This window comes from Halobacteriovorax sp. GFR8 (assembly GCF_050955245.1).
In the GTDB taxonomy this organism is placed as follows: Bacteria; Bdellovibrionota; Bacteriovoracia; order Bacteriovoracales; family Bacteriovoracaceae; genus Halobacteriovorax_A.
The window spans coordinates 1,839,887-1,855,000 of record NZ_JBPBLR010000002.1; the positions used below are offsets into that span (position 1 = coordinate 1,839,887).

General features: G+C 37.9%; 15 protein-coding genes and 2 rRNA genes (1 of these 17 running past the window's edge). 3 read left to right on the plus strand and 14 right to left on the minus strand.

The features are described 5' to 3' along the window. Nucleotides 1-3: 3 nt before the first annotated feature. The 5 genes from ACRXC1_RS09225 to rsmI all read right to left on the minus strand — a co-directional run bounded on the left by ACRXC1_RS09225 (nt 4) and on the right by rsmI (nt 5,957). Complete coding sequence (locus ACRXC1_RS09225; protein WP_433658244.1) at nt 4-636, minus strand: aminodeoxychorismate/anthranilate synthase component II; 633 nt, start codon at nt 634-636, stop codon at nt 4-6. Further along, nucleotides 633-3,044, minus strand: coding sequence for an LPS-assembly protein LptD (locus ACRXC1_RS09230; RefSeq protein ID WP_433658245.1), 2,412 nt, complete (start codon nt 3,042-3,044; stop codon nt 633-635). Before ACRXC1_RS09230 ends, ACRXC1_RS09225 begins: the two co-directional genes overlap by 4 nt. After that, complete coding sequence (locus tag ACRXC1_RS09235) at nt 2,980-4,251, minus strand: hypothetical protein (RefSeq protein WP_433658247.1); 1,272 nt, start codon at nt 4,249-4,251, stop codon at nt 2,980-2,982. Before ACRXC1_RS09235 ends, ACRXC1_RS09230 begins: the two co-directional genes overlap by 65 nt. A gap of 46 nt (nt 4,252-4,297) precedes the next feature. Beyond that, nucleotides 4,298-5,065, minus strand: a complete 768-nt coding sequence (locus ACRXC1_RS09240) for an MBL fold metallo-hydrolase (RefSeq protein WP_433658249.1) — start codon at nt 5,063-5,065, stop codon at nt 4,298-4,300. Between the two features lie 73 nt (nt 5,066-5,138). Next, nucleotides 5,139-5,957, minus strand: coding sequence for a 16S rRNA (cytidine(1402)-2'-O)-methyltransferase (gene rsmI / locus ACRXC1_RS09245; RefSeq protein ID WP_392912024.1), 819 nt, complete (start codon nt 5,955-5,957; stop codon nt 5,139-5,141). Nucleotides 5,958-6,088: 131 nt separating this feature from the next. Between rsmI and ACRXC1_RS09250 the strand changes: the two genes are divergently transcribed. Then, nucleotides 6,089-6,472 (plus strand): STAS domain-containing protein, encoded by a 384-nt coding sequence (locus tag ACRXC1_RS09250; protein WP_021267371.1) that lies wholly within the window; start codon nt 6,089-6,091, stop codon nt 6,470-6,472. On the opposite strand, the gene ACRXC1_RS09255 is transcribed toward ACRXC1_RS09250, so the two are convergent. The 7 genes from ACRXC1_RS09255 to rimM all read right to left on the minus strand — a co-directional run bounded on the left by ACRXC1_RS09255 (nt 6,463) and on the right by rimM (nt 10,254). Beyond that, on the minus strand, nt 6,463-6,936 hold the full coding sequence (locus ACRXC1_RS09255) for a hypothetical protein (protein WP_392912026.1): 474 nt from the start codon (nt 6,934-6,936) through the stop codon (nt 6,463-6,465). The genes ACRXC1_RS09250 and ACRXC1_RS09255 overlap by 10 nt on opposite strands. A 47-nt stretch (nt 6,937-6,983) precedes the next feature. Then, nucleotides 6,984-7,271 carry a hypothetical protein gene (locus ACRXC1_RS09260; RefSeq protein ID WP_392912028.1) on the minus strand — a complete coding sequence of 96 codons (288 nt, stop codon included), beginning with the start codon at nt 7,269-7,271 and terminating at the stop codon, nt 6,984-6,986. Then, nucleotides 7,249-7,911, minus strand: coding sequence for a ribonuclease HII (locus ACRXC1_RS09265; protein WP_392912030.1), 663 nt, complete (start codon nt 7,909-7,911; stop codon nt 7,249-7,251). The genes ACRXC1_RS09260 and ACRXC1_RS09265 overlap by 23 nt, the downstream gene beginning before the upstream one ends. 61 nt (nt 7,912-7,972) lie before the next feature. After that, a complete protein-coding gene (gene rplS, locus ACRXC1_RS09270) occupies nt 7,973-8,335 on the minus strand; it encodes a 50S ribosomal protein L19 (RefSeq protein WP_392860242.1) in 363 nt (120 codons plus the stop codon). A gap of 67 nt (nt 8,336-8,402) precedes the next feature. Next, nucleotides 8,403-8,984, minus strand: coding sequence for an RNA methyltransferase (locus tag ACRXC1_RS09275; RefSeq protein WP_392912032.1), 582 nt, complete (start codon nt 8,982-8,984; stop codon nt 8,403-8,405). Nucleotides 8,985-8,998: 14 nt separating this feature from the next. Then, a complete protein-coding gene (trmD, locus tag ACRXC1_RS09280; RefSeq protein WP_392912034.1) occupies nt 8,999-9,721 on the minus strand; it encodes a tRNA (guanosine(37)-N1)-methyltransferase TrmD in 723 nt (240 codons plus the stop codon). After that, nucleotides 9,721-10,254 carry a ribosome maturation factor RimM gene (gene rimM, locus ACRXC1_RS09285; protein ID WP_392860237.1) on the minus strand — a complete coding sequence of 178 codons (534 nt, stop codon included), beginning with the start codon at nt 10,252-10,254 and terminating at the stop codon, nt 9,721-9,723. The genes trmD and rimM overlap by 1 nt, the downstream gene beginning before the upstream one ends. Nucleotides 10,255-10,375: 121 nt before the next feature. Between rimM and ACRXC1_RS09290 the strand changes: the two genes are divergently transcribed. Both ACRXC1_RS09290 and ACRXC1_RS09295 read left to right on the plus strand, forming a co-directional pair. Then, the gene (locus tag ACRXC1_RS09290) at nt 10,376-11,413 is read left to right on the plus strand and encodes a porin (RefSeq protein WP_433658255.1); all 1,038 of its coding nucleotides are present in this window, start codon (nt 10,376-10,378) and stop codon (nt 11,411-11,413) included. Nucleotides 11,414-11,493: 80 nt separating this feature from the next. Then, a complete protein-coding gene (locus ACRXC1_RS09295; RefSeq protein WP_433658257.1) occupies nt 11,494-12,504 on the plus strand; it encodes a glycosyltransferase family 9 protein in 1,011 nt (336 codons plus the stop codon). Between the two features lie 120 nt (nt 12,505-12,624). On the opposite strand, the gene rrf is transcribed toward ACRXC1_RS09295, so the two are convergent. After that, a 5S ribosomal RNA gene (rrf, locus tag ACRXC1_RS09300) occupies nt 12,625-12,741 on the minus strand. A gap of 114 nt (nt 12,742-12,855) precedes the next feature. Then, nucleotides 12,856-15,114 (minus strand): 23S ribosomal RNA (locus tag ACRXC1_RS09305) (it continues 666 nt past the right edge of the window).

Genomic DNA, 15,114 nt, shown 5'->3' on the forward strand with positions numbered 1-15,114 from the left:
ATTCTACATGAAAAACTTATTCATTGCTTGAAAGAGGATATTATTGCATGAAGTCCCTACAGACTCTGGATGAAACTGCATTGTTAGAAAGTGATTAGGCCTATATGCCATTAATAATTCATTGTGTTTATCAAAGACAAACTGAGTTTCACTTCCCCAGCTACCCGAGTAATAACATCCACTATCAATTTGTAATGTTAAAGAGTTATATCGCTGAAGCTTAGCTCCCAAGAGAACCTCCCTATCAACTTCACTAAAACAATCAAATAAAATTTGGCCCTCTCCTATCTCCATCTCAACTGTTTGGCCATGCATCGGCCTAGAGCTTCTCACAACTTTTAACTCATCAAACAAGTGAAGAATTATTTGATGGCCAAGACATATACCAATAAGTCGTCTTGCTTTTTGTAGCTCAGCTTTAAAATCAATCTTCGTATCTTTAAACAGTTTTAAATACTCATCAGGATGACCAGGACCAGGGCCGAGCACAACAAAATTATTTTTAAGATAATGAGTGATATTTGAAGGCGAAAGTTTTCGAAAGTTAATAACTTCGATTTCAAAGTCAAATTCACTAAAGTAAGAAAGTATATTATTTGTAAAACTATCTTCAAAGTCGATAAAGACTAGCTTCACAGAGTTACCCCAAAGACAGAGTCAAAATTCTTAGCGTTATAATTGATAAGAATTTTTAACGAAATCGACTGATCGAGGTTTAGCTTATTATTAACGAACTCATCTTTTTGCCTATATTCAATATCAAATACCCAACAATTATTTAAAGGATTATATCGAGTACCAAGATAGGACTCATAAACTCTTTCAAGTTCAAAATCGTAATAATAACCTGTTCTAAATGAAAAGATGTCGTTCAACTCAAAGTCCACATCAATCGTAAAGTATCGACGATCTTCAGAGAATGAATCATAATTAAACCCAAGCTCATACTGAAACCTTTTTAAATCGTGTCTCATACTTAATGAAGTGATATGTTTACTCTCCGTATGGAAGTAATACTCCGAGAGGTTCAATGAAAAATTGTTAAGATTTAGTCCACTTAAGATGGCAAGCCTTGTTAATCTATCATCTGTATCTGTTGCTGCCTCTTCGTTATCTTCAAGGATTAGACCCTGTGAGATATTAAAATACGCAATCTTTGAATATTCGTAATTATCAAGTTGATAATTGAAGTTCTTAAACATCTGATAATTGGGCCTAGGTGTTTTCTTCAATATATTATTATTAAATACTAATTCAATCGTATTAGACTCAGGCAGGTCAGTTCGAGTAGATACATCTTGAAGAGTATTATTTCGACCTCTAATAATATCTCTTTCATCAAAACGTCCATTATCCTCAAGAAGAGCGAACTGATCACCAAGTCTTTCGTTACCACGATATTTTTGAGCATTATAATAAAAGTGATTAATACCAAACTTAAGACTATGCTTATAAGAAGAACGATATAATTTTCTTACGTCTAACTCTTCACTTTCTGAGCGAGGAATTTTAGCAATTAAATTTCTCTCTGTATCTTCAATAAGAACAGGCTTAACGATCTCTTCTTGAATATAAGCACGGCCGTAAACTTTTTCAATATCCACCCACATTGATGTATTGACGTAGTTCCCATACTTGTACCCATTCTGTTTCTCAGTATTTTCAGTTGGAAGGACATAGTATTGAGCATCAAGACCTGATTCCATTTTTATATTAATATGTGAAATAGGTCTTAAGACAAATTCTAAAGATGGATTATAATCGAAACGCTGAATATTTCTATAATATAAGTTTTCATTCACAACATCTTGTTTAAAATAATCAAATTTTAAATTTTGATAAAAGTTAATTTTAGATAGAATACCTTTCGAATTAAAAATATTAAATGGCCTGTGGCCTACACCAAGGGTTGCTGTATTTTGAACATAGTCTGTATCAAAACCTTCGGGGTCACTAAAGATACTATTACTCATAAAGCTTGAGTATAAGTTTGCAATAACAGAGTCTCCCATATAGTCAGTAGAAAGTCGTGATCCCTTCTCACTTCCCATATAGATATTTTTTTCAAAATACTCTTCATAGTCACTTTGAATATCTAGATCTGTTAGGTATGTAGAGTTTGCCCAGAATGATAACTTATTATTTGGATGATAGAAATAATTAAGCTTGTAGGCTCCTCTGATTTCATCTTTTCCACTAGGCTCAAGATCTAGCTTTCCGGGTTGCCAAATTTTATCATTTACAGTTTTTCCATCAAATTCAATATTAGAGTATTTACCAAGAGTATTTCTATATTCAACAGCTAATCCATTTCCACGCTTTCCAAAAACAGTAGGAGAAAATGTAGCGTCACTATTATCATTAATGGCCCAAAAAATTGGTTGCTTGAAATAAAAGCCTTCATCAAAATCAAGGCCGATCGTTGGAAATAAGAGTCCTGACTCCCTCACCTTTCTGATTGGCAGTGAAACATATGGAATATAAACAATGATTACACCATTAATTTTCACAAAAGCATGCTTTAGGCTAATATAATCATCTGGAACAACTGTCACTTCTTGACCTTGAATACTCCAAGACTCAGGACAATCCTTACAAGTTGTAAACTCAGCTTCAATCGCTTTAAAGACACCACTATCATGGCGAACGATTTCCTTCCCTCTTAAAACAAAGTTTTCATCAACTAGTTTTGCATTCTTAACAGAAAACTCTGCCTTTTGTAGAGAGTATGAAATTTGTGTTCCATAGAGATTAAACTTTGGCCCAGCATAACGTACATTCCCCCAAATTTTTCCAACTTTTGTCGCTAGAGAGATACTGGCCTTTTCACCGTAGATCGTATCAGTTCCAAGTTTGATAATAACATTACCATGTGCCTCATACGAGTTATCACTACTTTTACGATAAGCTTTATCAGAAAGAATTTGGACTTCATCATTTTCACCAAAGGCCAAAACCTTTGGAGTGTCTGCGTAGATATTAGTTTGAATACTTAGAACGAAGATACTTTTGCATACAAGCGATAAAGTAATAAGAGCCCACAACAAGTATTTTGTTGGAACCAGATCTAAGAGATTCGATATTTGATTGTTTTTTTGCGTCAATTTCCTCATTAGTACTTAATATTGTATCGAGAAAATTGTGCAATTCATACACTTTTGTGCCTGTCTTTAAGTTTTGTTGAAGTGTTTCTTTACTAAGGGCCCTTTCGTGCTCATAGCTTAAAACATTAATGGACTTAATAACACAAGGGTAAGTTTCGTATAGCTTTAGCGTGGATTTTATCTGGGCCTCTCTTCCAGAAGAAAAGCTTATGAGAACATCATATGTCTCTTGTCCTTGGCAATCTGAAATACTTTTTAATAACTCTTTATGTCCTAGTTGATTGTGGGCTCCAACAAAAACAAAATCTCTACCTTCAACACTCATGCGATCCCAGCGTCCAGGCGTTAGAGGCCACTCAATCTTAGAAATAACTTCTTCATCGAGCTTTTTCCCAGTCGACTCCTGATAGAGAGCTATTGCCATTTGTCTATTCTTCTCAAAGTAAGGCAAATCCTTTTGTTGAGTGACAGAAGTTAAAGCAATATCATCACGTCCACACCATTGAGCTAAAATATCTTTTAGAAAAGTTTGCTCTACATTTTCAAACAGCTTTCCACCCATACGTGTTATACCGTATTTCTCAAATAAAATTTCTTTTAAAGTGCTACCCAAAATTTCTGTATGATCTAAACCGATAGAAGTTATTGCAGCAACAGGTCTTGTAAAAATATTTGTTGCATCAAAACGTCCCCCAAGGCCAACCTCGAGTATAACAAAATCAGTTTCATGCTTAAGAGCAAATTTTATAAAAAGTACAAATAAGGCTTCATAAAAAGATAGCTTGAGATCTTTAATAACTTCTTCATGCTCATTAAGTAATGCAGTTAACTCATCAATTGAAATATTATTTTCATTTAATTTAAATCGTTCAGTGATTGAAAGAACATGAGGAGAGGTCCACAAACAGCTCGTGAAACCAGCTCTCTTATAAAGGTAGCTTAAGCTATGGCAAGTTTCACCTTTTCCATTTGTCCCACCGACAATTATAACCTTAGATCGCGACTCAATGACACGTCTATCATGAATAAGAAAGTTTCTGATGTGATCAAGCTTTGGTCTAAAACTCTCCTTGCCACATAGTTGAGTTAGACGTGTAAGAAACGTGTTTTCTAGTTTTTGACAATGGAAAGTATCTGTATTTTTCACGGCAAGAGATATCTCACGAAATAAAAAAATTGACTATAAAAATCTCTTAAAACTTATAGCTCTTATTTTCAGAACCAAGAATATTAATTCGGCCATCTCCATTAATAGCATCAATTTCTTTCGTTAGCTGATCTAAGTAATTTGGCTTTAAATGCCCTAAGTAAATAGGAATATCCTTAGGCATCTTTTTGATTTCAAGCCCCATTGTCTCAGCAGTATGGTGACGACTATCTGTCGCTAGTTGAAGGTATGAATTAGGAAAGCTCACTTCTGAAAAGATCGCTTTAATATTATTAATTGTCTTGGCCTTTTCCCAAATAGCATCTGTTGGACCTGTATCCTGTGTAAAGATAATGGCACAGTCATTCTTTTCAATAATAAAGCCCAGAGAGCCAGCGAAGTGATTAACCTTGACCGCATGAACAGTATACTCACCAATCTTTTTCGTTTCTCCACATTCAATATTTGAAAACTTTAAAGTAGGATCACTTTCGGTTGGCAGTTTTGTAAAGTCCGGCCAAATCTCGTCATTTAATAAATGCTTTTGAATATTTGATTGTACTTCGTTGGAAGTCCAAATATAAAATGGGTTATCTTTTAAACCAAAACAATTATCGGCCAGAAAAGCCAAATCAGAAATATGATCAAGGTGAGAATGTGAAATAAGAATATTATCTATCTCAGTTTGTTCTTTTACACTTATACCTGTTGCAATTGATCCTGCATCAATTAATAATTTATCATCCACTAAATACGATGTTGCTCGACACTGTGGAGAGACCCCACCGTGGCCTCCAATGACTTTAACGATCATTCTAACTCCAATTTATTTAATTTTAACTTGGATTAGAAATTTTTACTAGTAATAAGACACTGGAAAAAAAGGATTATTTAGAAGTAAGCTCTTGATATATATCTTGTGTCTTTCGATTAGTTATTTTTGCCAGTAATTTTGCAAGATTTTTTGGCGTCTGCTTGCCAAGGTAGTTTTGTGCTAACTTCTCAAACTCTTCACTAGAAGCGGTATTTGCCCCTTCTAACTTAGGCCAAGAAATAACAAGAACAAACTCTCCCTTTGCATTAACCATTTCTTCTTCAAAGTCCTTCGCACAAAAACGAACACACTCTTCAAACTTCTTTGTCAACTCACGACAAACACTTACTTGTGCCTCAGGAAACTCTTGCGACAGCTGCTCGAGAGTACCATGAACACGATGAGGAGATTCAAAAAAGAGAGACGTTACATTTGCTTGGTAAGCTTGCTGAAACTTTGTTGAAATCTCACCTTTTTTTCGTGGTAGGAATCCATAAAAACAAAATGGATTTGGGGCCATTCCACTTAACTCAAGAGCTACAGTAACAGCACTTGGTCCTGCAACCGATGTTACTTCACCACCTTCTTTAATAAGCTCTTTCACTAGAATATGTCCAGGATCAGAGATAATCGGACTACCTGCATCTGAAACAAGAATTGGCATCTGTGCAGTTTTAATTAATCCAAGAAAGTATGGAAGATTATCTTGAGAGTGATCATTGAATGAGACAACTTTCAAATCTGAACGCTCTATCTCCAATTTTGATAAAAGAGAGCGAAAAACACGAGTATCTTCAGCAAGAACAAGATCACAATCTCTAAATGCCTGACGCATATTCTCGGTTATGTCTCCAAGGTTTCCTATTGGTGTTGTTACAAGTGTTAGTCTCAAACTCAATCCTAATTTTTAATGATTCTCTTTATTTATAACTTACATAAGAAATAACTTCCATCTAAAATCTTAATGCGCCATGCGTTACAATAATTATTAGATGCTGTTATTTTGTAGAAGAAGGAGTTTAAATGACAATGCAAGCAAGAGTACGTACAGATTCAACAGGAAATATCACTGTTCATATCGAAGGTGGAATGGATTATGAAAATATCATTCCTCTTAAGCAGGAGTTAGCAACAATCACTAACACTCACCCTACTTCATTAATCACTCTTGACCTAACGGCCCTTAATTTTGTTGGCTCGTCTGGAATAGGTGTATTTGTAGATACAATTAAGGCCTTAAATAAAAGACGTGACCAAGTTAGACTTTCAAATGTTGCGCCAGAGTTTTTAAAAGTATTTAAAATCTACAATTTTGATGCAATGGAAATCCTAATTAACGAATTCGAAACTGACGATACTGAACTTTCACAATTTTATGGTCAGAAGAAGCGTACTTTTCAGAACTGATAATTTAAAAGATTCACATAAAAATCTTGGCCTGGACGTTCTTGTTTAAAACCAATTTCGGCCGGGCCTTCTAAAGAGAAGCCATCTTGATTAATTGAGCCTTGATAATTGTAACCACCACCGCCTTGGAAGCGAGAATCCTGATAAGGACTATCATTCGTATCAGGGTAGTAGTAATTTTCCTGACTTGGTTGCATACGATTATTCTTTCTATACTCATGACTTCCAACAATATAACCACCAAAGATTAAGCCAGCATAAAGTCCAAGAGATGCACCAATCGCAACAGAGCGGCCAGAAGAACCGAATGCCATTGCAGCAGTTCCAAGAAGCGCCCCACCAACAGTTCCATATCCTGCATTTAATGCGACAATTTTCACACGAGGATCCATGTCTGCTTTAGCTTGAAAGCTAGTAAAAGTTGTTGAAATAAAAAGAGTAATTAAGAATAATTTTTTAACCATATGAAAATTGTAAAAGAAGGCCTCGTTCGATGCAAGGTAAATGTTGTTCAAACTAGCGACACTGTGCACGATATTTCAAAGTATGAAGAGATAAAATGAGCGCTATTTAACAATCTTTGCTTCTGAGTGTTAGTCATGAAGCCACTGGACTTTACTTCAAAAAGCCTAATTAAAAACTCTCCATTATACTTATAGATCCCAGCAATATCGACTTGGCCACATCCCAGACGACGCAGCATCGTAGGACAAATCAAAAGAGGAACAGATTCGCCGTGAACAATGCGAGACTTTTCAATCTCTAATGAGATACCTTTAACAATTTTCTTGCGTGACAAATTCTTTTACCCCTTTAAATGATTTACGATGAATCGGGGTAATACCATATTCTTGAATGGCATTGCGATGGACGGCGGTAGGATATCCAGCATTTTTTTCAAATCCGTAATGAGGATACTTCTTAGCTTCTTTAATCATAATGTGATCACGACATACTTTCGCAATGATTGAGGCCAGACCTATTAGTGACGACTTTGAGTCACCTTTAATGATTGGGTGAATCTCTTTAATTCTCTTAGATGAAAATGGAAACTTCCCATCTACTAGAACTACAGATTTTGAATCACAAAGAAGACTATGGCAGCTTTTTTTCATCCCTAGTAAGCTTGCCTGAAAAATATTAAGTTCATCAATTTTCTTAGGAGTAACTTTCTCAACACTATATTCAAATAATTCATGTTCATTTTTTTTCAAAAATTTTTGAACACCTAATTGATCAAGGATACTCTCCATCTTCTTGAGTGTTAACTTCTTAGAGTCTGTTACTCCAACTGACTTAAGTGTTTCAATTAGAGTATCTAAGTTAGCTATCGATACCTTAACTGCACATGTAACAACAGGTCCAGCAAGTGGGCCTCTGCCAACTTCATCAGTTGCTAAGATAAATTTATGATCTGTAATAAATTGATTTTCAAACATAGCTTAAAAAAGAAGGCCCACTATAAAGCGGGCCTCTTTATGACTTAAATAGTTTTTTAAATTACTTTCTATCGTAGTCAATTGCGATACGTGCAGATTTACCTGAACGATCTCTTAGGTAGTAAAGCTTAGATCTTCTAGATTTACCTCTTTGAACGATCTCAATCTTTTCTACGTTTGGTGAATGGAATGGGAATACCCTTTCAACACCAATTCCAGAAGAAACTTTTCTAACTCTGAAGTGACCAGATAGTTTACCTTCTTCTTTCATTGCAATAACTACACCTTGGAAAATCTGAATACGAGATTTCTGACCTTCAGTGATTCTTGCGTGAACAGCAACAGTATCCCCAGTTTTGAAAGTTGGGAAAGACTCTACATTTGCGTTCTTGTAATTTTCATTTACAACGTCTACTAAATTCATTACGAACTCCTACAATAACGTTTTGAACTTCTCAGAGGACCAACACAGTGTTGTTCTTAAGCAAGTTCTATTTCAAAGTCTCAGAGGCACTATTCAGTCGATCTAAATAGATGGCAACTGCCGAGCGAACAGACAAGTGATTATATCCATCTGCACTTCCACCAAAAATTGGCTCAAGCGCGAAATGTGCCCGTTCGAGTACTTGTGCGTGAAGACCCCATCCTGTACCAAATAACAGGAAGATAGGCTTTTTGTCAAGGCGCGCATTATTGATCAGGTCGGTTTCTACACCGTTATTTGAATCAAAATTTGCTCCAGTAACACAAACTAAAGGCTCAACACCTTCTATCTCCTTGATTTTATTAATCCCTTCTTCAACTGAGTTTACTAGACGCGCAATGGCAAGTGCATCCTGACGATCAGGATTATAAACACCAGCATCATCTTCTTCCCAGTGCCCAAGGATTCGATTAACTAACTTATGTTGGGCCTCAAGTGGCGTCACAATAAAATAGTTCTTAATTCCAAATGTACGACAGCTTCTAGCAATATCGTGAATATCAAGATTAGTTACAGAAGTCGTAACAATATCATCTCTTTTATTTTTAATTGGGTGGTGTACTAGTCCTAGATAAATATTATCTTTCATCTTTAAGTATATCCTTAATCTTTATTTCTCATATAGGCTTTATATAAATCTGGCCTATACTTCTTAGTGTATTCTAATTTTTTACTATGATTAAATTCATCAATCAATTTATGGTTTCCCTCTAACAAGACATTAGGAACCTTCATACCATTAAACTCGGCCGGTCTCGTATAAACCGGTCCTTCAATTAGCCCATCCTCAAAAGAATCAAGAATTGCACTATCTTCATTACCAAGAGCTTTTGGTAAAAACCTCATCATGGCATCAACAATAGTCATGACGGCCAACTCTCCACCAGATAGAACATAGTCCCCTAGCGAGATCACTTTTGTTACATACTGAGATATGAAGCGCTCATCAATTCCCTCATAGCGGCCACAGATAAAAACATATTGCTTATTATTCTGTTGAAAGCCTTTGGCCAATTGTTTTGCTTCTTCGTTATCAAAAACATCCCCACGAGGAGAAGTATATATTATCTCTAACTGAGACTTATCAAGCGACTGCGTCTCTAGGATATGATTAATTCCACGCTCTAATACATCAGCGCGAATCACCATACCAGGGCCTCCACCATACGGTGCCCCATCAACGCCTTTAAAACTCTTAGGCGAGAAGTCTCCAAGATAAAGAGTATTAAACTCAACTTCATTTCCTAGAAACTTACCAATTACGCCACTATCTTTGAAAGCAGCGAAAAATTGTGGAAATAATGTTAAAACCCAAACTTTATTCATTACATTAGATGTGGAATATAGCATTCCACACGATTCTCTTCTAAATTAACTAATTTAACAAAATGATCAACAAATGGGATATCCACATGCTTTCCATTAACTTTTGTGACGAGAACAATATGGGCACCATTATCGAAGTACTTCACAACTTTGCCAACAATATCTTCTTTCTCTAAGTCATAAACATCTAGGCCCACAATATCCGACATATAGAACTCGTCTTCATCTTCAATATCTGGAAAAATATCACGACTCACATAGATTTCAAAAGGAAGCATCTCTTCAGTAATATTGCGATTATCAACACCACTTAAATAAGCGATCACTTTATTACCAAAAGAGATTGTCTTAATTTCTTTTTCTTCACCATCTTTACTAATTTTACTTCCACTAAGAGGCATGGCCATAAACGTCGAGCCATTTCCAAGAACGCTATTAACCTTATTTTCAAGGTTGAATACAAACGCTCCCTTAATTCCATGGGGCCTAGTTGCTGTACCAAGTAAAACCATATTTTCTAAATTTTTCTTCATGATGCCTTATACCATGACCTCTTCATTAAATCATCATTATATTTTTCAGGTATTTAACTTGCCATTCTTATTAGCTATCGTTTTAATATTTATATTAGATTATTTATTCATGGAGAGAATTATGAAAAAACTAATGACAGTTGCAGCTTCTCTAGTTGCAATTCCAACAATCGCGGCGACAGCAACAATTGATGCGCCAACAATTTATGGAAAATTAAACAGAGTTGCACTTTACACTGACAACGAAAACTCAAACAGAACTTCTTTTTCAGGTTTTGTTGACGTTGACTCTTCTGAGTCTAGACTTGGAGCTAAAGGAAAATGGGGAGTTGAAGGAATTGAAGGTACTTACGTACTAGAAATGGGTCTTAACTCAACTAAGGGAAATGCTGGTAATGACTACAGAATCAGAATGAGACAAGCAGCAATTGGAGCGAAGACTTCATTTGGTACTTTCAAAATGGGGCAAACATATACTCCACTTGATTATGTAATGCTTAAGTCTGATCCACTTAGCTCAACAGTAGCTTCAATGGCAGGTTCTGACACAAGTGCAAGAATTGATGGTGCTGCATCTGGTGGACTAGGGTTCAGATACCGTGCAAGAACAGATATGTTCTCATATGAAACACCAAGCATGGGTGGTCTTACAATAGCTCTTTCAACTGATCGTGGAAATGGTAATGACAACACTCCAACTGGTAACTACGGTGATACTCACTACTCAGGTCTTTTAAGATACCAAAGAAAGATGGATAAGGTTGATCTAGACCTTTACGCTGGTTATGACCAATGGGCAAGTGCTGCAACTGAAGATAGTAACTATACACTAGCAGGTATAAACCTTGGAATGGGAAGCTTCAAAATCAACCTTGGTTATAGTATTGAGAATAATGATACAACTGCAGCTGATAACGAAATCGATCGTATTCTTGCTGGTATCACTTATATGCTAAACAAAAATGTTTTCACAGTAACATACCAAAACCGTGACGAGAAAGATCTTAATAATGACTACACTCAAATTGCAGCTCACTACAGATATATGTTTAATAAGAATATTGACTTCAATATCACTTACCTAACATACGAAGTTGATGCTGGTGCAACTCAAAATGATGCATCAATGGCAGCAGCTGGTGTTCAATTAAAATTCTAATTTTTCAAATTAGTTAAATACTTTAAGGCCCGCTAAAAAGTGGGCCTTTCTTTTTCAAAAAATATCACTATAATAACCAAATGAAATCTGATCAAATTAACTCAATTGCCATCATGCGAACTTCGGCCCTCGGGGATATCATTTGGACCCTGCCAATGCTCAATCGTATTCGTAAAGCTTACCCAAATGCTAAAATCTACTATATTACAAGCAATACCTTTGCTCCCCTAATAGAAGGCATTGAAGATATTGAGCTTATAAAAATAGACAAGCCAAAGAAGTTAAAGGATTACTTCAAATTAAAGAGAGTATTTGCTCCTTATAATTTTGATGTACTTCTTTGTACTCAGGCAAACTTAAGAATTAACTTTATCTATCCTTTTATAAAAGCAAAGAGAAAGATTGGTTTTGACTCAAAAAGAGGACGTGACCTCCAAAAAGTCTTCACCTCTGAATCAATCCCTTTCAAAAAAGAACACTCTGTTAATGCTTTTCTTGGATTCAGTGATTATTTAGGTATCGATTCAAAAGAAATTGAGTTTAACCTTCCTTATAAAAAAGAAGAGGTTTCACAGCTTCCTTCAGAGAAGTTTATCGTTATCCACCCGAAGGCATCTTCTCTTCAGAGAACATGGCCTACAAAAAGCTATATCGAGTTAACAAATCGAATTGAGGAAAACTTAAAGCTTCCTATCGTTCTTACAGGTATTCCAAGCGATAAGGATATTTGCGACTCCATTGAAAAAGAGTCAAAAGCTAACATAATTAATCTTTGCGGAAAAACATCTTTAAATGGACTAAAGAATGTATTTCTAAAATCAAAAATGGTTATCGCACCAGACTCAGGTCCGGCCCACATGGCAGCTGCTTTAAATAGGCCAGTAATAGGTCTCTATACGGCGGTTCCTCCAGAATATACTGGACCATTCGGACAAATAGATAATTGTGTTAATGCCTATCCTAGAGCTCTAGAAAAGTACTTCCATAAGTCTCCAAATGAAGTTCCATGGCGTTTTCGTGTAAAAGAAGATGATATGATGAACTTAATAAGCGTTGAAGAAGTCTTCGATAAAGTTTCTTCTATCCTGTAGTTCATACAAAATAAAAAGAAACGAGTAATCCTTAAAGTAAGGATCGACAATATCATATTTAATTTAATCTTAAAAAAAGGCAAAAAAAAAGCCAGATCATTGACCTGGCTTTTTATATAGAAGGTGCATCTTCCTAGTCTCACACCAAGTTACCCTGGCACTACCTTCGGCGCAAGCGGGCTTAACTGCTGAGTTCGGGATGGTATCAGGTGTTTCCCCGCCGCTATCGACACACCAAAAATTTAATTCTTGGTATATTTAATTCTTTTTTTCGACCTTTGCAAGTCTATTAAGCGATATTTTCACACTTAAAAAACAATATCAAATAGAAGTGAACTTAAAAGTAAAAGTTAAATAAAGCAAAAAGACTAATTAGTATCGCTCAGCTCAACACATTACTGCGCTTACACATGCGACCTATCAAGCTCGTAGTCTACAAGCTGTCTTATAGAAATCTTATCTCATGATGGGCTTCCCACTTAGATGCTTTCAGCGGTTATCCCTTCCGAACTTAGCTACTCGGCAATGCAACTGGCGTCACAACCGATACACCATAGGTTCGTCCAACCCGGTCCTCTCGTACTAAGGTCAGATTCACTCAAATTTCTTACGCCCACGGAGGATAGAGACCGAACTGTCTCACGACGTTCTGAACCCAGCTCGCGTACCGCTTTAATAGACGAACAGTCTAACCCTTGGGACCTGCTCCAGCCCCAGGATGCGATGAGCCGACATCGAGGTGCCAAACCTCCCCGTCGATGTGAACTCTTGGGGGAGATCAGCCTGTTATCCCCGGAGTACCTTTTATCCGTTGAGCGATGGCCCTTCCACTCGGAACCACCGGATCACTAACACCGTCTTTCGACCCTGCTCCACTTGTTTGTGTTGCAGTCAAGCTCCCTTATGCGTTTACACTCTACAGCCGGTTTCCATGCGGCCTGAGGGAACCTTTGTGCGCCTCCGTTACTCTTTAGGAGGCGACCGCCCCAGTCAAACTGCCCACCAGACATTGTCCCCCCACCGGATTACGATGGTAGGTTAGGATTTCAAATAGCAAAGGGTGGTATTTCAAGGATGCCTAATCGTACGCCGGAACGCACGCCTCAACAGCTCCCACCTATCCTACGCATTACTATTCAAAAGCCAATGTCAAGCTACAGTAAAGGTTCACGGGGTCTTTTCGTCCTTCCGCGGGTAGCGCGTATCTTCACGCGCACTCCAATTTCGCTGGGTCTCTTGTTGAGACAGTGGGGAAGTCGTTACGCCATTCGTGCAGGTCGGAACTTACCCGACTAGGAATTTCGCTACCTTAGGACCGTTATAGTTACGGCCGCCGTTTACTCGGGCTTCGATTCAAAGCTTCTCCTAATGGATAACCTCTCCTCTTAACCTTCGAGCACCGGGCAGGCGTCAGACCCTATACGTCCACTTGCGTGTTTGCAGAGTCCTATGTTTTTGATAAACAGTCGCTACCCCCTTTTCACTGCGGCCCCCGTCAGCTACATCGGCAAGCGATGTCACCAACAGGGGCGAGCCTTATCCCGAAGTTACGGCTCCAATTTGCAGAGTTCCTTAACAAGAGTTCTCCCAAGCGCCTGAGGATTCTCTCCTCATCTACCTGTGTCGGTTTACGGTACGGATTGATTACATTCTTCATACGAAGCTTTTCTGGGAAGCAGAGGATCACAAACTTCGGGCAAGCCCTCGTCATCACGCCTCAGCCTTCACGTGTTGCGGATTTGCCTACAACACAGCCTACACGCTTAAACCCACATCCAACAGTGGGATTTGCTACCTTTCTCCGTCACTCCTCATGTCAAACGAATATAACCAAGTACAGGAATATTAACCTGTTACCCATCGATTACGCCTTTCGGCCTCACCTTAGGATCCGACTAACCCTGGGCGGAGTCACCTGGCCCAGGAACCCTTAGATTTTCGGCGGGAGTGATTCTCACACTCCTTATCGCTACTCATGCCATCATCAGCTCTTGTGGGATCTCCAGCGCTCCTCGCGGTACGCCTTCATCGATAAACACAATGCTCTTCTACCAATGAACAAAGTTCATTCCATAGCTTCGGTACGTATCTTTAGCCCCGTTACATTTTCGGCGCAGAACCACTAGTCCAGTGAGCTATTACGCTTTCTTTAAAGGGTGGCTGCTTCTAAGCCAACCTCCTGGATGTCACAGTAGTTCCACAACCTTTCCCACTTAGACACGATTTAGGGACCTTAGCTGATGGTCAGGGCTCTTACCCTTTCGACAACGGACCTTAGCATCCGTAGTCTCACTGCCTGATATTACTTAACGGTATTCTGAGTTTGATATGGTTTGGTAAGCTGGTGAGCCCCCTAGCCAATTCAGTGCTGTACCCCCGTCAGTATTCGTCAGACGCTGCACCTAAATGCATTTCGAAGAGAACCAGCTATCACGGAATTTGATTGGCCTTTCACCCCTATCCACAAGTCATCCCAACAGTTTTCAACCTATATGGGTTCGGTCCTCCACAAGGTGTTACCCTCGCTTCAACCTGCTCATGGATAGCTCATCCCGTTTCGGGTCTACGACCTGCTACTATTCGCCCTATTAAGACTCGGTTTCCCTACGG